Genomic DNA, 17,582 nt, shown 5'->3' on the forward strand with positions numbered 1-17,582 from the left:
GTTCCCGACTCGAGAGATTGTGCGGGTCCAAACCGCATACACCGCATCGGCCGCAACTGCCCGCCCGTGGCAATATCGTCCTTCACTGCTTGCAGACAGGGCGCGGTGCATGTTGCAAAATGATGGATTCGATTAAGCACGAACGCTCGGAAAATTTCGCGATGAATAATGTTCAGGATTTGGAGCTGTTTACCCCCGAAGATGGGGAGAGCGAAGAGGATTTGCGGGAGTTTGATGCGTCCATCTTGGCCACGACTGTCGTCGGGGATACAGATTGGACTGCGGAGACCATCCTCAGCCAATTGAAGAAAGGGAATATTCTCCTGGACCCGGTGTTCCAGCGGCGCGACGCTTGGAGCGACGAGCGGAAAAGTAGGTTCATCGAATCTCTTTTTCTGGGGCTTCCTATTCCGCAGTTGGTCTTTGCGGAAAGCAAGACCTCGCGCGGCAAGTACATCGTGATTGATGGAAAGCAACGGTTGCTGGCACTTCTGCGTTTCGGCCTTGATGAAGACAGACCGCTACGATTGAAAGGGTTGGAATTGAGAGACGAACTCAACGGGAAGACGCTCGCGGATTTGCGGACTTCCCCGAAATTCCTAGATGATTTGGCAGCCTTTGAAAACCAGCCTATCCGAACAACAATCGTTCGCGGTTGGGAGCGCGAAGAAGTTCTGTATCTGATTTTCCACCGATTGAACAGTGGTAGCGTACCGCTGTCGCCGCAGGAACTACGTCACGTACTCCACCCGGGTCCCTTTATTGATTTCGCGTTCAGCTTTTCGGGGCAGAGCGGAGCTCTCATTCAACTTTTGGGGAAGGATGGTCAGCCTGATTTTAGAATGAGAGACGTGGAGTTATTCATCCGCTACATCGGTCTCAAGTTCTATCTTCGTGAGTACAGTGGCGACCTGAAGCGGTTCTTGGACATGACCACTCTTCGTCTGAACAAGGAATGGGGCGAGCGGGAAGAAGAAGTGCACGTTTCCGCCGCACAGCTTGAGAAAGCCATCGACGCAACTTTCAAAATATTCGACGAAAATGCTTTTCGCAAATGGACGGGTGCTGGATTTGAACGGCGATTTAACCGGGCAGTGTTCGATTGTATGACCTACACCTTGTCTCATGCCGATTTGCGAGCAGCGGCACTCAGCCAGCCGGAAGTCGTCATCGGAGCTTTCCAGGAACTCTGCGAGGGGAACGACGATTTCCGGCGGTTCTTGGAGACGACGACTAAAAGCACGCAAGCGACATTCGGGCGCTTATTGATTTGGTCGGATACCATCATCGAACAGTTGGGGCTAGACAAACAAGGCTTCGGGTCGCTGCTGCGCGTGAGCTAAGTTAATGGCGTACACATCCTACTTTCTTGCTCTCAAGGCGCGCATAGCCCAATTGGAGTTTTTGCTTCCGAATCAGCCGCCAAATGACGAAACGGAAGAACAGCAACAACAAGACAACATCAGAGCATTTCTTCTCCTGTGCCACGCAGAAGTTGAAACTTTTGTAGAGGACCTTGCAAAGATTCTAGGGGAAAGTTTAGTGGCAGAGCTAAGAAACTTCCGTCTAGGTACGCGATTTAGCCGAAGTCACGCAGAAGCAGCGGAACGTAGATATGTAGACGCTATTTCAAGCAATCACGGAGTGAAGGAATCCAATTTGCTGACAATGTTTGGTCTATTCGGGTTTTCCGAGAAGACGTTTGTGGACATTGACCCAGGTTTCCTGTCCGAATTCAACAGCTATGGTTCGACACGGGGAGATTCCGCGCATAAAGGCGCCGCTCGAGCCACACGGCGGCTATATGGACGTTCGCAAAAGATAAAAATCGAGCGTCTTCTTACCATGCTTGCAGGACTGGAATCCGAGGTACGTCGGGCCTGTTTAAACGGCTTGCTAGCCCCTAACTCACGGGATATCTGAGCAATCGGTCAAAACTCGAGCAATGTGAGTGGAGGCGGGAATCGCTGGTCCAGAATGCCGAGCGCGCCATCAAGCCGATACGCGCCGCTGTCTCTGGTGGCTAGACTCCTTGCAACGCGGAGGAAAGCAGCCGAAACCGGCGCTGCAATTCGAAAGTAAGATTGCTCTCCCGGATGAACTCCTTCATCAGCCTGCGCACGTTCGCCTTCTGTCGCCCACCCGCGAGTTCCGGGAACGCCTCGACCATAGCGGCATGGATACGTTCGGACTTGTCCTTGCGCAGGAGCAGTTCACGGTACACGATGCTCACGGCGTACAGGTTTTCCGGGCTTTCATCCAGTTCCTCTTGCGTCAAGAGATTGGGCGGAACAAACCGGACGCGTAAATAGAATGGCCACCAGACCACATCGTTTTCATCGGTCAACGCGTATTGACACCAGGTTTCGTCGAAGATTTGGACCCAGTTGTCCGAGGTCTCGTACTCAAATTTCGCGCCCTTAGTCGCTGCTTCGAACTCTGCGGTCACGAAAGACATGTTCTTGAGTCGCGTAAGCCTCTCCACCAGTTCGGGGTGGTGATTTGCGAACAGCCAGATGTCACTCGCCGGGTCCCCCAGGGTCAGGGCCTGGCCCTTGCCGAGTGGGGTGCTGAGGGCTTCAGCAAGTGGTTTAAGCAATGGACGGTAGAGGCGGGTCAGTCGCGAGAGAATGTTGTCGACCTCCTTCTCGGGGCCCGACTCATAGTCCGACTGACGCTGGCAGTAGGAGATGAGCAGGCTCGAGGACTGATTGCCACGACGAAGCTGAGCTTCTGCGCGGCTCGCTCCTGCGTCCAGCCAGGTGTAATCGAGATACACCCAATATTTCAACAGCTCACGCAATTGCAACTGGCGAGAACGTCCCTTGTCCAACGCGATGAGTGCAACATGGAAATTCTGAAAGCTGGGATAACGGTCAACGAGTTGCTTTACGGAGCGACGATACCGGCTGAGCTGTTGGTTGCCGTGCTGGGCCCTGTACTTGTTCTCAACGACGATGACAAACTCGTTGACCGGGTCAACGATGAAGAAGTCGAGTTGACTATCAGCCGAGATTCGATACTCTCGCAGCAGCAGAATCGAGTGAAATCCCGTCAGGCTGATGCGTGCCGGCGTCCAGTAAGCAAAGAATTCAGCGTTCGGACCATCCCCCACTTCGCAGTTGGACCATGCCGCAGTCAGAAAGTCCTTGAATATCGCATCGCCCTGACCATGCCCTTCTCGGGGGTTCAGCAGCCACTGGAGAATCTGAGAATGTTGTGTCTCCAGTGGCTCGATGATGTCGAATATGTCGTTAGCGCGCTTGAGGGCCTCAATGGCCTGCCCCAGGTCGGGGTCACTGATGAATCGTTGAAACAGTCCTACATCGTAAGCGGGCTCGGCGGCCCGACGTGTTCTCACTGGCATAAGTTTCCCCAGACTGTCCCATGAAAAAAGCCGGTGCGATGCCCGGAGAATCTCGATATGTTTCCGGAAGTCTTTCGGCCGAATGCACTTTTATGCGCGGTGCACACGAACAAGCACCTTGCTGCTCCGAAGGCGGCCGTTCGGCCCCTTGTAACGACGACACGCAGAGAGTTGTAGCGTGGCCACGGCACTAAACCAGAACCGCTGAAGCGACGTTGAGAACTGTCGAATGATGACGCCCCCCGGACCAACAGGTTGCCGAGCGCCAGAATGCGCGATGCGAGTCAAACCAGCCCATATCCGGCGACATCGAGTACTGTCTGCATAGACGGCACGATTCCTGTCTTCTTACGCGATATCGCCAGTATTTCGGCAGCCTCTCAAAATACTTGAGGTTCTGCAGTGAACTTAGGTGGAGGCGCCGAGGCCATGCAGCCGCACGCAGCGAAGACGTCACCGAGCACACGCTGATGCGAGCCTACCCCGACGCGCCGAGGTAACGTGGCCGCACAGCAAAGAGCGTACTCAGCCTGTAGTCGCTCGCGCCAACGAACCCAGAGACAACTTTCCAATGACTGGCCCCCAACCCGTAGCGGCGCCTCAACAGTAAACGTCCAAGAGATTCGCGCTCGGCTAGCATAACTGCCAAGTAGTGACGAAAGAAGGCGGTCGCACAATATGACTGACATCCTCACCCCAGACGAACGCAGCGTGCGCATGAGCCGTGTGCGCCAGGCAGGTACGGACGTTGAATTGAGGTTACGGAAGGCGCTCTGGAACGCGGGCTTTCGTTATCATCTTCGCACAGCGAACAAGCTACCTGGTCGACCCGATATTGTTTTCGTCAACCGAAAAGTGGCAATCTTCGTCGACGGATGCTTTTGGCATGGATGCCCGATACATGGTACGAAACCAAAGACCAACGCTCAGTTTTGGGATGAAAAGATAAAACGAAACCGTGAGCGCGACCAAGAAGTCGACGGCAAACTTGTAGAGGCTGGCTGGCGCGTGATACGCCTATGGGAGCACGAAGTGCGCAAGGAGCTTCCGGCCTGCGTCCGGCGCATCGCCTGCGTTCTTCAGGTGACGCCGAGATAATGTCGCTGACCGATGTACGACTCAAAGTCGTTCAAAGCGTAGGTAAGCAGCCCCTTAACGCGCTCGTAATCTTCGAGTAGCTGAGGAGCCGTCAAGTCCTTACCGTAGTCACCAAACGATTCGGCACCGTGCGCAAGCCGGTTTCGAGCGACCATGATGTCGTGAAGGCGTTCCTCATCATAGGCATGGGTCTTTCTTACGCCAAAATCTTTCAAGATGTCACGGATTTTCTTCGAGTCCACGTTGCCGTTGAAGACCTTTGCCTTGTCAAAACTGCTGCTAATAATGTCCGTTGTAATTGCAACAAGTTTTGGTGTCAACTTGTCTGCAGCACAATTCTTCACGTTACCAAGAACAGCTGACTTGAACTCCGGGCTTAACAGGTCGAACGATACTTTTCGCTGCTGTAACTCGTCGAATACAGCCTCGACGACGTTCGTCATGGTCGATTCGACCACGTTATACAGCAACAGCATGGCGGCAGCTTTCATGGTTGACGGAAGTCCGCCGGGGATGCCCCAGGTACTCTTTTCCATTTCGGCGAGCCAGTCAAGATAGACCTTGATTTCGTCGCATCGTTTTTCAAAGTCAGCGCGTACCGTAAGCATTTCATGCGCCCAAAAGTTTGTCTCGGACAAATTCAATACGAGCCTTCACTTTGGGACGCGAATTGCTCGCGTCCGATACCGTATGGTTCATGAATTCGTTCGACGTCAACCAGTCAGTAATGGTCTGCTTTGATGCGGTCAGGTCGGGTTTGGCTTGTAGCGCCAAACTCACTCCCACGGAGATTGCTTCAAACCGGACACGCGGCACGGACGAATTGCTTGGCGACTTTCGGAAGCCGAACGGAAAGTTATCGCGAACGAAGTTCAACATCGACGTGAAGCGGCCGAACAGCACATCCCTGTCAAATTTGGTCTGATGTTCCTTGAGATAGCCATCCAGGAAGCTTCGTACGCTATGGTTGAACTGTTCATACCGGTCGGCATAAGCGAAGTAGCGCAACACCATTTCCTCGGCCTCTTCTCGACGCTGCTTGCGGTACGAAATCGGACACACTTCATTAAACAGAGGAAGTGCAGCACATTCTGCGATGAAATCGTAGAAGGGTCCGGTGTAGATACCCTTCCGCTTCTCCATTGCTTTCAACTCGTCACTACCTGTGTTGATACGCTCGAATATATCGCGCCTCACGGTTTCTGTCGCCTTCTCGGACAACTCGATTACACGTATGGGCCGGCGCTTGAACTTCCTTTGACGAGACAGTTCGATGTCGGTGAAACGGAAACCGTTGAGACGGGAGAGTTTTTCCAATCCGTCTAGAATCAAGTCGTCGCTTACGAAAGCGGCAAGAGTTCGAACTCGCTGCGAGCCATCGACGATTTCAACTCGCCCTTCGTCTGAATGGATATCTTTTTCCAAGGATGCCGTGAAAACGTAAGGTATTGGTAGACCCAACATAACCGACTCGATGAACTTGCTCTGCCGTTCGGTACTCCACACGAAGTCGCGCTGATAGGTAGGAACGAACAGTTCGTTCGCGTCCTCGTCTTTGCCATCCAAATACTTCTGCACGATAAGCTCGACCGTATATTCCTTTGTCTCGTAATCTACATCCGTCTGAAGCTCACGAACCTGTGCCTCGGCCGCGATTTTGTCTTCATCGGTTACAAATCGTAGTTGACGTCCTGTTGTCGCCATAATCAAAGTTCCCGTTATGCTGTGTCTACGCGGTGCAGTTCCCGCAACACCGTGGTCGTCGACGTATCTCTTTGAGCGTCCAGCCGCCCGCCGCGGATGCATCCATCGCCCCGAGTGTGATGCACCCTACTCATCGAACGGAAAGGCAGCTGGCGCACCCTCGATGCCAAGCTCGCACCTTGTCGCGTTATGCAGCTTTCAGAACTGTTTGCCTTGGTATCCGTTCGGGAACATCTCCGCCAAGAAGCACGATATGCCTCTCGACTGCCGCTATGAATGCCTCGTCGAATTTAAGCTTGGCACGTCGAGTGCGACTTAAAAATCCGTGCGCAGCTCTGAGTGAAAGCTGGTCTCCATCGTCGAGCAAAAAATCCGCCAACGGTATTGGTCGACGGCCGATTGGGTCTGTTCCCGCCGATACCGTATGCCGGCGTTTGCCGTCGAAACGCGCCGCGCGCGGAATTTTCCCGGCCGAAGGAAAAATGCTATCAAGGTCCTTGCTGTAGGTTCCGGGGGCCATTAGCCGCTCCCCCAACCATTGAGCGACCGGAACGCTAACCGCACTACCCACCAAGCTCCAGCGAAACGACCGTCGAACGACCTGTTCGGCCGGTTCCGTCCATCCCTGAGCAAATCCCTGCAACCTCTCTGCGTCGCCTATGCTCGGCTTCACGATTTTCCCGTTCGGGAGCAATACGGCTGGTGGGGACGGGATGCCAATCGTCGAGCCGTTCTTCAATGTGGGAATACTGTCGACAGCCCACCCGAGCCCTGTCAGCCCCTCGGTCCAATAAAATCCATGTGCAACTTCGCCGACGGCACTCTTGGGTCGTTCCAACCTGTTTTCATCAGCAAAGAGAACACTGGCGGGGTCGAACTCGCGCGATGCCACAAAAAAAACTCGCTCACGCCGCTGTGGCAGTCCAAAAGAGAATGTGTCCACTACGCGATATGCCCACCGGTACCCGCGTCTCTCGAACTCCTCAGCGATGGCCCGCATCGCCGAGCCACCGCTCAACTGAAGCATAAACGGCACGTTTTCGATGACAATCGTAGGTATTCTCCGCCGGGACAGCAAACGGAACACCTCCGAGATAAGTCCAGACTTTTCCCCGTCCAGCCCCGCGCCGCGGCCTGCCTGACTTAGGTCTTGGCATGGAAATCCAGCGCAAATCGCATCCACGCTAGACGGGAGCGACCTCAGCTTCTTGATGTCGGAATGGTATGCAATCCCGTCAAAATGGCACTTCAACACCGCCTCGGCCGCTGGATTCACGTCGCACAGCAACTCCGTGCTGTGCCCGGCGCGGCCCAGTCCAAGTTCGAAACCACCGATTCCGGCGAAGAGCCCTGCAAATTTCATTGCTTAGATAAGTTGTAGACATCTGCCTTTGCAGGCAGATGTCGTATTACCACGTAGGAGGATGCCGGCTTGATGCACGCGCGCTCGCTAAGCACGCGCCGTTGGCTCAGCCTGAAGCATACTCGAGTTCCTGCTGAAGTTGCTTTATATCAGCGGACGGCCATCGCGGGCGTTGGGCGGCCCTAGCGGCTCAAGGCCCAGTGCTGGCAAACACAGCTACGCTGACAGTACACGGGGATTGAGGACCCAGATGCGAAGCGAATAACGGTCGCCCGCTGGCCCGCATTTTAACTGACAGGTACTGGTCTTGCGGCGAACCTCACCAATCCCGCGTAAGGGCGGCTACACGCCGCCCCGACCGGCTGTTGCTAAATCCAGCCTTGTCGCAGCGCGTAGTCTTGAGCTGCGTGCAGCACGCGTTGCGGCCGTCGCACAGCCTGAAAGGTATCGACGAGAAGCGTCGTGCCACGAAAACCGTCATCAACAACCTTCATCGCCGCAGCTCTCGCCCAAAAAGGATGAACAACAACAAACCGACGCGTCGAATTTCGCACCTGTATCGACGGTAGCTGCAAACGACCAGCTGGCACAAGTTGATATAAGTCTGGACTGAGCGCCACGATGTCCTCCGCCGAGCGCCACGCTAATATTGGCCAGTCTGCAAGCTCTGGTGCTTGATTCCAATCGCCATCGAGGCCAACCTTCCATGAAGCATCGAGGAACACCCGTAGCATCGAAATCCCCAAGCGCCAGTCCAGTAGGCCATGGTACGAACGGTTGCCATACCGCTGCATACACTCGTAGCAGGCTTGAGAGCACCCCCCACGATGCCTTTCGTTGAAGAAGGGAGCCACCAGAGGGTCCTCGGTGGGCCGCTCAACCATCGACCGTGCCAGTTCGACAATCATCGGTGGCGTTCCATCAGCCAACCGGTTCGAAAAACCAGCGCCGTTAACCAGGAAATCGGCGATTTGCAGCAGAGGTTTTCCGTTACGGAGCCGGGGTTCGAGGGCTTCAAACTCCTCGGGCGCAATATCAAGTTCAAGCGAGGCCCGCTGCATTAGGAGATGCGTGGAGCTGATAAGCGCCGCGCGAACAGACGTATCATTGAAGTCACGACCAACACGGGCAATGTCGAGCTCGTCGATAACTTTAGACGGTGTAAGGTATATCGCGTCAGTTTTCTTTCGCGCCATAAGGCGCACGGGTTCATCGACGTGGTCGGAATCTCGTTTCACGCGTCCGCGTAAATCCAATTCCGCAAACTTCGCCGCCGTAATCCGCTGACCAGGTAATATCCATTTGCGGTTGCGGGGTACTGACACACGGTGCTCTGCGACGGGAATCATCTGGAACGGCTGGGCGACACCATTGTCATCTACTTGACCGTCGTTCAGTCGCAGCACGCGCGCTTCGCTGGTCCGGCCTACGGACATGTTTGAACCCAACACTTCTGCGAGAGAAACCAAGGAAGCTTCCGTAGTTGTCACTCTTTTGAAGACTGGTGTCATCTCGCCTTCTTCGACGGACTTTGGCTGGAAGTCTGTCGTGAAGGCAACAGGACTGGTATAGCGCGAGAACCGCTCACTCGGGATGTTGCTGTCGCAGTCAACACATTTAATTGCCTCAACCGGCTCCTCTCCACGACTTGAGACCGCGCCACAACACTCGCAGAAACCGATGTACCGGTGTTCGGAACTCCATGAACCGAAGCTAATTGCCCGGCTTGAGGGGGCGTCTGGCTCCCGTAGTGCCGGAGAAAATCCAATCGATTCATGCTTTTGCTTGTCGCGAATAAGCGAACGACCAGGAGCGAACTCGTAGACCGCGATATCCAAGTCGCGGTCAATGCTCGCGAAGCTGAGGCCGTTCTCCTCGTTTTCCTCTGTCCCGACATACAGGTCGCGGACTCTGGTCGGCATACCGTACATCGGAAGCAATCCCTGCTCCGCAAGAAACTGACCCAGCGGTAAGGGGCTGCTCGCGCCCTCAGTTGCGAAAGACCAAATGTGCCCCGTGAGGCTTAGAGGCGTCATCGCCGACTTCATCTGTTGTGCCACCGCGACTTGGCCGTCGGTTAGAGCTCCAATCACTCTATCTCGGGCGGCTGTCGTAGCCTCCAATGCCTGTTCCAATCGTCGCCGCCAAGGGGCACTGGGTGCGAAAATATCTGATGCTCCTGGGAATTCTCCGTGCGTATCAGTAAGGTCGTCGCCCGGATAGTTTGGCCCGTCCTCATCTCTCAGCATGGAGAAAGCCTCGGCCAGCCAAGCTTTCCTGACGATTCGTTCACCAATGACCGAATGTCCAATTGTCAGGAATGGCGGCGGCGGGACATCACCCGTAATCTTTCGAGGGTTTCGAAAATAGTGCAGGTCGTGACTTCGGCTGCGACACAGTGTCAATACCATCGAAAATGCCTGACCACGGCGACCGGCGCGGCCTACGCGCTGTTGGTAATTGAAACGCTGCGGTGGCATGTTAGCCTGATACACCGCCTGCAACGCCCCAATGTCGATTCCCACTTCCATGGTCGTTGTGACCGACAGTAAGTCGATTTCATTGACGCGCTTAGCCAAGTCAAATTCAGCAGATTTTTCCGCCCCGACGAAAATCCCTTTAAAAGCGCGCAAGCGCCCTGCAGGCGAACCCGTCTGTCCTGTCAGCTCTTCGCAATGAAGGCGAAATGCCGATTCACCAGCCTGTTCGGAACGCATAGCCCGGCGTGCCAAGAAATTGGAGGCCCAGAGCTCCTCAACCTGGCCCTCCCGGTCCGGCGGCAACGGGTCAAAGCATCGGGTACAGATACCAGTACCTCGATGAAGGTGTACGCGACCGCAGTTTGAGCATCGATAGTACGGGTCACCGGGCTGGCTAAGTCTGATGTGCAGTTTGCTCAGCTCAACTATGCCTTGTGCGTGCTCGTGGGCCCGAAACCGTTCGAGCACATCGTCAAGCTCCGCAATCGGCGCAGCCGGAGCGCTAGCCTGCGCGAATCGGGAAATGCGACTTCTTTGCCCAAGTTCATGAGCGCTACCGACATGCGCAGCCTCATCTGCCCAGCGGTTGCCCGCCACCCTGTATGCGTCGGCAAACACCCGTAAGTAGGCATCAAGCCTGTCAGAACTGGGGGTCTGTGTTGGCGTTATGGAAGGATAGCCGATACCCGTTTCCTCAAGCGCAAAGTAGGTCTTCGAGAAAAGAACCTCGTAGGCCAGAGGCCGTTGTTCCTCGCGTATATAAGCACGAGCTTCTCCTTCATCCCCGCTGTCGCTATGTGCTGGCCATTCCGGATTGCCGCTCGCTCCCTCCGGCACAATCCACTCGTTCCATGCCCGCTTGCCGATATGAGCGATTCCCGCTGGGTCGGTCGGGTGAATACCCAACTCAACGTGCCGACGCAGATACGACCTTAATTCGCTTGAGGCCAACAAGACAGGCTCGATAACTTCCGTCAACGGAACGCGGGAAGGGTCCGTCGAACGTTGAGCTTTTGCGAGTTCGGCGGACAGCTTCTCCAACTTGGCGAACTCTCGCCTTGCAACTGCCTCATCGAAGCGCCTATTCAGGTCATCGATTGCCTCGGTAGTCGGGCGAGAGGCGACTACGGACTTCAACGCCTCGATGAGCATCTGACGACGCGTGTCCTGATGATGCCGCCGTTCGATATCGAGCGCTGCCCGAGCCGCGTCCTGTCGGCTATCGGAAAAGACGACAGATTTCGCGCTTCGCCCACTTACGCGAAGTACGGAAAAAAGTTCCGTGGCCAACAACTGCGAGGTCTTCGCAAAACCTGTTCGGAAACTTCGAAGCGGCGACAGAGCGCCCATCCCCGGCTTGCGCCGGCTGTAGTCGGTTCCACAGGCGGGACAACAACGTGGGGAGGCAGAACCAGGTTTCTTGACCCAATCGTTCGACGGATTCACATAGAACAACCGTCCCATCAGATGAGTCGGGTCTTCGTGACCGGCGGGGGACACGACAGCGTTTCGCGTATCGAGGGAGGCGTGTGCCCACTCTTCCCCTTTCGCTTCGCCATCCTTGGGTTCGCCGGCGCGAGGCCAGAAGATTGCGTACTCGTTGTAGCTGAGGCTCTCATAGCTTGTGTTTGCCGCGGCTTCGGGTAGCTGCTCAAGATTAGGTGCGGTGGTCAGCAGCTCGGTCGCGCGGGAGTTACTGTCAGCGTTTCGGCGGCCGCCGATAAACAATTCGCCGCAAGCTTCGCAATAGACCAGCTCAAACAGTCGTCTGGACACTCCGTCATCGCATGAGGCATGCGTGTGCCCACGCTCGACCGACAGTCCATCAAACCGTAATTTGCCACCACTGTCCCGATACGGCGCGGCGAACATACCTTCAATGCTTCGAAAAAAGGCATGGAGTCGAACGCTGGGGAGTCCCTCGGCGACCTTTACGCCATATGTCTCGGGGCTCGATACAGAATCGGCCAATCCACGCAAGATACACAGACCTCGAACCGCTTTCTGGGACTCAGAGTCACGGCCACCGAACAATCGTTCAGCGATGTCTGCAACCGAGGTCGCACGCAGCGTGGAAGCGTCGCCGTCGCCCGTCGAGCAGCCATGGACTATTGCGGCAGAAGCAGTAGCAATTGAACGCGCTAGCGTCGTCGGCAGAAGCTCCGGCGAAACTGCGTTTTCGCCCAACGCCCGCGCCACCTTAACAATCGCTGCGTCCACAGCTACGCTTCGCTTTGAGAACTGAGCTGCGAAGTCAGAACCTTCAACTTCCAACGCTGACGTCAACTCAGTGAAAGGAAGCGTCTCAAGAGGTAACGTTCCCGCGAATTTTTGGCTGATTTGTCGGCCGCGTACAATGGAATTCCGCCAATCAGACGGAGAGGTGAAACCCATGTCACCTTTCCCTTGCGACGTCCCGAAACTACCAAAGAAGTCGAAAAGATAGTCCAAGCTTTCCGACGCGGCGGGACCGTTATCCGGCAACGACGCACTCGACGCAAGTATTCGAATCTTGTGTCGATGTTCCGGGCGGTCCAGCCCGAGCTTTGCAAACAAGCTTCTCAGTAACCCAACGACCTCCATCCCCGCTGACCCGCGAATCAAGTGAAGCTCGTCTAGAACAAGAAAGAAGTATGAGTCGTCGTTTTCCTCAAGCCATTTCCGCGTCGAGGCGAAGATAGGTTCATCCACTTCTCGGACGAGCATCGTTGCCAACATTGACGTGTTGGTAATGAGGATGTCGGGAGGAGTCGCTTGCATGTCCCATCGCGTTACCACTTCGCCACCGTCGACCGATGGGAACAAAAACCTGGTCAGCTCTGGCTCCTCGCCTCCCGTCGCAGCCGCTTCAGCTTGCTCGCGGGCATCATGTTCCCGAGCAAGTATTTGCATTTCCGACATCTCAGTCATCCGGGTCCGCATAAGCTCCATTCTTCGAGCTCGTTTCCGCTTTTCTTTTTGCGTGCCGGCTCTTCTTGGATGGTTCAGATAACCAGTCACCGGCGTCGCGCCTGTATATCGGCCAAAAAAAATTCGATTTCCTCCAAAGCGTTCCGCCATTACCGCAGCTGCTTCATCGGAGTCCAGTGCACGGCGCAGACGCGTCATTTGGTCTTCCACCAACGCGTTCATCGGATAGATTAGTAGCGCCCGAACCGCTTGGGGTCGCCGACTACTTTCCGCTGCGCGTTGGGCGATGAACTCTTCGTTCTGGTCGAGATACCATTTATTTCCTCGCTCCACACTGTTGAGTGAAGGCCAAAGCACGGCCTCACGAGCTATCGTGGCGAGGATTGGTAGCATGAACGACTCGGTCTTGCCTGAGCCGGTTCCGGACGTGACTATCCCAGGGGCGCCCGAACGAACGCCGCGACCGAGCATTTCCCATTGGTGAACATACGGCCGAAATAGGCTGCGTCGCCGAACGTCATCGTTATTGGAAGCAGCGCCCGGAAAGAGGCCCGACAATGCCAATTCTATGAACGCTCGTTTTGCCGCTTGACTGAAGTGCTGAAGCGGACTTCCGTCTTCGAGGTCGATGAGTTCTTCCAACGTATGCGGTACCTGCTCATACCGAGGGACAGGCTCAAGGAATGCTTCCGTAGTCAACGTTCCATGCTTGTTCAACAGCTCGCGCCGAGCTGCAGCGACATTTTTGTCGCGAATGCGGAAGGCAGTGTCCAAGTAGGCGAGGAAAAATTCGCGAATTCGGTGAGTTGCGCCAATAGGGTCAAGCATAGGTTCGCGTCCGGTTAGCTTTGATACAGCAATTTATTCAACACTGCATAGCCATCTTTGATGCAGGATGGCAACTTAGTCTGGTCAGGCAAAAAAAGAAATCGCCCCCATTCATGCAAACTTTCCATCATCGCGTCGGCGTCGGCTCCAGTCAGCGCATCCCCGAGCCTTGCCAGACGGGACAATGAGTGCGGCCCCGTTTTCATTGAGCTGATACGTGCCAACCAACCGTTGGTCGTCGAGTCGGCCGGCGCATCCTCAAGAGATAAACGTACGCGACTCGGAGGCATGACAGGCGAGACGATTGAACCTAACACTGACGTTGAACCCTGCTCGTGCACGCCAGGACAAACCGGCACCAGATATTCCCCCACGCGGTGGTCACTGGCGACGCCAGCCGAATGCGCTTCTTCTCGTGCGGTGGTCGTCGCAAGTACAAGCAAGTTTTTTGGTCGTGAATTCGAAGAGAGAACTGCTTGGAGCGACGCGAGCCAAAGGCTGAACGGAGCCGCGTCGAGGTTCCTTAGGCAAACAATGTGCAACGAGTCCGGCTCACAAACAGCGGTGTGCCATGCGTTAGCCAAAACAGTAGGCGCTTGAGTTCCCGGCGCTCGCCACAGGTCGTCGAGTCCGATAATGCTTGGGTCCAACGCCATTGTTCGATATGCTCCGCCGGTCACGCATCGAGCATACGCACGCAGAGCAAGCTCAGCCTGAGTTCCGCATATCAGAACGAGTTCACCGGCTCGACTGAAAACGTCAATTAGCCTTAAAGAATCTTTTTCTACCGCATGAAGTTCAGCTTCTTCGGCAAACCGAGCCTGCAGCGCGTCGCGCTGAATGTCCCGGGTTCCGACGTCCATCGCGGGAAGCCCCCAAGAGGGAACGGGAGACGGAATGAGACCCGGCCCTCGATAGCCACTCTGCTCCAACGCGCCTTCGATGCGTTCGGCGACGAGTTTGAACGCCGCTTGTTCTTGATGGGAACCATGAGCGTTACCTGCGCGGAGGTCGCCGGCAACGCTGCGCAAATTGTCCGAAAGGATTTGCCGCTCTTTGCGCCCCTCGGCACACTGATTTTCAAGCTCGGTCAACTCTTGTGCGACTACTACACGACGCTGTGCAAGGGAGTCGACCTCCAGAGACAGTTCATCGCGCCTACTGAGCATCTGCGCGAGCGTGACTTCGACTTCCTCACGTACCTTGCGTTCGAACTCTGGACGCGCCGCCTCCATTGCGTGCTGAGCTGCGCTCTCAGCAGCCGCGCTTATTTTGTCCTTATTGGCTTTTAGACCAAGAAGAAGCGCGCTGAGACTCTCGGACGCCTCAAAGCGAGCTTCGAGGATGGGCCACTGAGCTTCTAGTCGCTCCAAGTTCAACTCGACGTCGTTTTCGTCTCCCGGCATCAGGTCCGCCTGCTGAAGAGCGCGCGCGATATATTTCACACTCTCCTTTGAAGGCCGTGCATATGACGTGTCGCCGACGTGTTGAGTGAACTTGCGGAATCGTTCAATTACGCGCTCAACAAAGTCTTGGTCGCTACACCAATTCACACTCTCAATTATCGGAGCTAGCGGAATCGACTGCGACGGCAGTACCCGTAGACCTTCAAATGGGCGAACGCCATTCCACGTCTGAGGAGCCTCTCGCAACGATACGTTGCGGAATACTGGATTAGCTTTCCACAATCCATCGGCGGAGCGTGAGAGAGTAATTTCGCAAAACATGTCGTCCGAAAGAAGAACGACTGCTGTCGAAGAATTCCCCTCAATTTTTAGGTCGACTCCCTGCCCGAACAAGCGTTGACGAGCTTGTTCGACTGACATCTCCGATAGGTCGACAAGTGGCGTCGCCTTGACAATCTCCTCCGCGAGCAGAAGGTCGGCCCCCTCCCGTCGCTCGTTTGTTCGTCGTTTGAAAGTCCAAAGGCTGTTTAACGGCGCGTTAAGCAAAGGGCGTTTCGAAAATACCTTTCCTTCGCTCGGAAACATCTGGATTGTGTCGTCGATTTCTATCCAGCGTCCGTCACGTCTGACTGCCAATGGCTCCATCCGCGCCCACGTCATTTCGTTTTTGAGCACCTTGCCAAGGAACAACTCATCTTCCATCTACAGCTCCGTAATTCGATTTAGTGGCTGCGGGTCCACACAAACGCCGGCCCGCATCCATGGACGCGAAATAAATTCCTGTTGCGCAAATAGCCGAACGTTTCGGCCGGTAGATGCCCGCCTTCTTTCGGCGACTCAAGGCGACCGCCGACGAAGAACCTGCCCATCACGGCGCGAACGGACTGGACCCATGACGTATCTGCCGGATAAACGTAAGTCCAGCGACCATCAACCAAGGCTGGGCCAGGGCTGCGGCAGGTCAGCACCAATGCCATCGCTGCAAGCGAGTCGGGCAGATGGCCATCGCGTGGCATCCTGACGAGATTGGCACCGTCCAGCTGGAACAGCGGAACTTGCGCGCGGCGATACGCTTCAGCAATGGCACGCGTGCGCGAGGTCGTCGCATACCTTGTTGCGCCGTTTGGTCCGCTTACTACGAACAAGTCATCCCGGTCGCCACGTTCACGCCTGAAACGTTCTAGCCCCACAGAGTCACTTTGAATCTGTTCTCGACTGGTGAAACAGCCTGCTTTCCAGTTCCATCTAGCCACTCGCCGGTGGCGAGACTCGTCAACGTTCTCCAGTGGCCAGCAGTCTGGTGCGGCCGATGACGGCACAGTGAATTCTTCTACTACTGACCATTGCAACTCGTCGACGACAGACTGGATAGCGGCACCCTTCGCCAGCAACATCGAAGCAGCGAATTCGCTCGGCCCCTCTCGCTCTTCAACGACGCACCCAGCTGCCGCTGCGGTCTCCGTAAAGCGTTTTCGTATCATCGCCGGCGTGCTCCCAATCAGAAGCAATCCCTCTGTTCCGTCCACAAGGCTAAGCTTGACCAAAGAGGGAGGACGAATCCACCAACGTCGAACGCGCCACCTAACATTCGAGGTGACCATCAGCCACCCGCACTCCGTCAACCCACGAAGAATGTCCCAGACAGCTGGGATATCCGCACCTAGGAGGCGGCGGATACTGGTAACAAGCTCCTGTTCCGACCATCCTAGACGACCTTCCGCATAGATAGCCTCCAGCAAATCGTGGAAGCGTTCGGACGAATCGGGGGACCATTCGGACCGGCGTTCGGCAAATGGGGCAAACTCAATTGCTGTCCGGACTGTCTTTCTCGTGCTGGTCTCGGGCGCTTGATGCCAAAGCGTTTGGTCGATTGCGGCGAGTTCAACGTGTTCAAGAGCATCCGGGAAAAAGACAACCGATTTTTCTACAGCCAGCGGTTCAATCCCTGGAACTATGTCTTCCTCAAGCCGAATCTTGTAAGCGCCCGAGAGAGACTCCTTTGCATCTATCGAATAAATTCGTGACACCTCAGCTCGGAGCGCGTACGCCGGTCCATTGATGTCGGTACCCGTAAGCACAGCGGTACCCGGGCCTGCGATTTCAATCTTTGGCAGTAAGGATGCTCGTCCGAGGAATCCCGAACCCGATTTGAATCCCCCGGTTAGCATCAAGGCTTGAGATATCGACGGTAACGAGTCTTCACCGCCGAGGCCAAGGTATTGATACAAAGACTGCGCATCTCGGGCTGCGACGGGCCCAGCCAACAGCCAGTCTTCTCCAATAGGCTCGGCTTCTACTCCCCACTTTCGAGCTAAATCCTTGTTTTTTCTTGATAGCAAAATGAGGCAGGAAACAGGCGGTGTCGGAACACGTAGGTTCGAATACCAGATGCCAAAATGAGCCTCGATAAGTGGAAGAATTCCGTT

The 17,582-nt window shown here is 55.4% G+C and carries 10 protein-coding genes; 3 read left to right on the forward strand and 7 right to left on the reverse strand.

All coding sequences use genetic code 11. From position 1 onward, the window contains the following. Positions 1–119 precede the first annotated feature (119 nt). Together PQR67_RS35710 and PQR67_RS35715 are read left to right on the forward strand one after the other, a co-directional pair. Positions 120–1,343: a GmrSD restriction endonuclease domain-containing protein gene (locus PQR67_RS35710; RefSeq protein WP_408467498.1), complete on the forward strand. Its 1,224-nt coding sequence runs from the start codon at positions 120–122 to the stop codon at positions 1,341–1,343. 4 nt (positions 1,344–1,347) lie between these two features. Beyond that, positions 1,348–1,923, forward strand: coding sequence for a HEPN domain-containing protein (locus PQR67_RS35715; RefSeq protein WP_408467499.1), 576 nt, complete (start codon positions 1,348–1,350; stop codon positions 1,921–1,923). Between the two features lie 100 nt (positions 1,924–2,023). On the opposite strand, the gene PQR67_RS35720 is transcribed toward PQR67_RS35715, so the two are convergent. Then, the gene (locus PQR67_RS35720; RefSeq protein WP_408467500.1) at positions 2,024–3,367 is read right to left on the reverse strand and encodes a PDDEXK-like family protein; all 1,344 of its coding nucleotides are present in this window, start codon (positions 3,365–3,367) and stop codon (positions 2,024–2,026) included. Between the two features lie 678 nt (positions 3,368–4,045). Here PQR67_RS35720 and PQR67_RS35725 point away from each other — a divergent pair. Further along, positions 4,046–4,465: a very short patch repair endonuclease gene (locus PQR67_RS35725; protein WP_408467501.1), complete on the forward strand. Its 420-nt coding sequence runs from the start codon at positions 4,046–4,048 to the stop codon at positions 4,463–4,465. Here PQR67_RS35725 and PQR67_RS35730 read toward each other — a convergent pair. The 6 genes from PQR67_RS35730 to PQR67_RS35755 all read right to left on the reverse strand — a co-directional run. Continuing rightward, a complete protein-coding gene (locus tag PQR67_RS35730) occupies positions 4,447–5,073 on the reverse strand; it encodes an MAE_28990/MAE_18760 family HEPN-like nuclease (RefSeq protein ID WP_408467502.1) in 627 nt (208 codons plus the stop codon). The two genes, PQR67_RS35725 and PQR67_RS35730, sit on opposite strands and share 19 nt — an antisense overlap. 1 nt (position 5,074) lies before the next feature. Further along, positions 5,075–6,169, reverse strand: a complete 1,095-nt coding sequence (locus PQR67_RS35735) for a GmrSD restriction endonuclease domain-containing protein (protein WP_408467503.1) — start codon at positions 6,167–6,169, stop codon at positions 5,075–5,077. A gap of 187 nt (positions 6,170–6,356) precedes the next feature. Next, the gene (locus tag PQR67_RS35740) at positions 6,357–7,532 is read right to left on the reverse strand and encodes a DNA cytosine methyltransferase (protein ID WP_408467504.1); all 1,176 of its coding nucleotides are present in this window, start codon (positions 7,530–7,532) and stop codon (positions 6,357–6,359) included. A 368-nt stretch (positions 7,533–7,900) separates the two neighbouring features. Next, positions 7,901–13,750, reverse strand: a complete 5,850-nt coding sequence (locus PQR67_RS35745; RefSeq protein ID WP_408467505.1) for a DEAD/DEAH box helicase — start codon at positions 13,748–13,750, stop codon at positions 7,901–7,903. Positions 13,751–13,764: 14 nt separating this feature from the next. Then, a complete protein-coding gene (locus tag PQR67_RS35750; protein WP_408467506.1) occupies positions 13,765–15,858 on the reverse strand; it encodes a hypothetical protein in 2,094 nt (697 codons plus the stop codon). A 20-nt stretch (positions 15,859–15,878) separates the two neighbouring features. Further along, a partial coding sequence (locus tag PQR67_RS35755; RefSeq protein WP_408467508.1) for a hypothetical protein occupies positions 15,879–17,582 on the reverse strand: 1,704 nt, incomplete at its 5' end.

The organism is Paraburkholderia fungorum (assembly GCF_046026025.1).
In the GTDB taxonomy this organism is placed as follows: Bacteria; Pseudomonadota; Gammaproteobacteria; order Burkholderiales; family Burkholderiaceae; genus Paraburkholderia; species Paraburkholderia fungorum_E.

What these genes read in the sequence shown, in the direction of transcription:
- PQR67_RS35735 (WP_408467503.1), bottom strand. Translation starts at nt 6,169, where the DNA reads ATGGCGACAACAGGACGTCAACTACGATTTGTAACCGATGAAGACAAA.
- PQR67_RS35750 (WP_408467506.1), bottom strand. Translation starts at nt 15,858, where the DNA reads ATGGAAGATGAGTTGTTCCTTGGCAAGGTGCTCAAAAACGAAATGACG.
- PQR67_RS35740 (WP_408467504.1), bottom strand. Translation starts at nt 7,532, where the DNA reads ATGAAATTTGCAGGGCTCTTCGCCGGAATCGGTGGTTTCGAACTTGGA.
- PQR67_RS35725 (WP_408467501.1), top strand. Translation starts at nt 4,046, where the DNA reads ATGACTGACATCCTCACCCCAGACGAACGCAGCGTGCGCATGAGCCGT.
- PQR67_RS35730 (WP_408467502.1), bottom strand. Translation starts at nt 5,073, where the DNA reads ATGCTTACGGTACGCGCTGACTTTGAAAAACGATGCGACGAAATCAAG.
- PQR67_RS35715 (WP_408467499.1), top strand. Translation starts at nt 1,348, where the DNA reads ATGGCGTACACATCCTACTTTCTTGCTCTCAAGGCGCGCATAGCCCAA.
- PQR67_RS35720 (WP_408467500.1), bottom strand. Translation starts at nt 3,367, where the DNA reads ATGCCAGTGAGAACACGTCGGGCCGCCGAGCCCGCTTACGATGTAGGA.
- PQR67_RS35710 (WP_408467498.1), top strand. Translation starts at nt 120, where the DNA reads ATGATGGATTCGATTAAGCACGAACGCTCGGAAAATTTCGCGATGAAT.
- PQR67_RS35745 (WP_408467505.1), bottom strand. Translation starts at nt 13,750, where the DNA reads ATGCTTGACCCTATTGGCGCAACTCACCGAATTCGCGAATTTTTCCTC.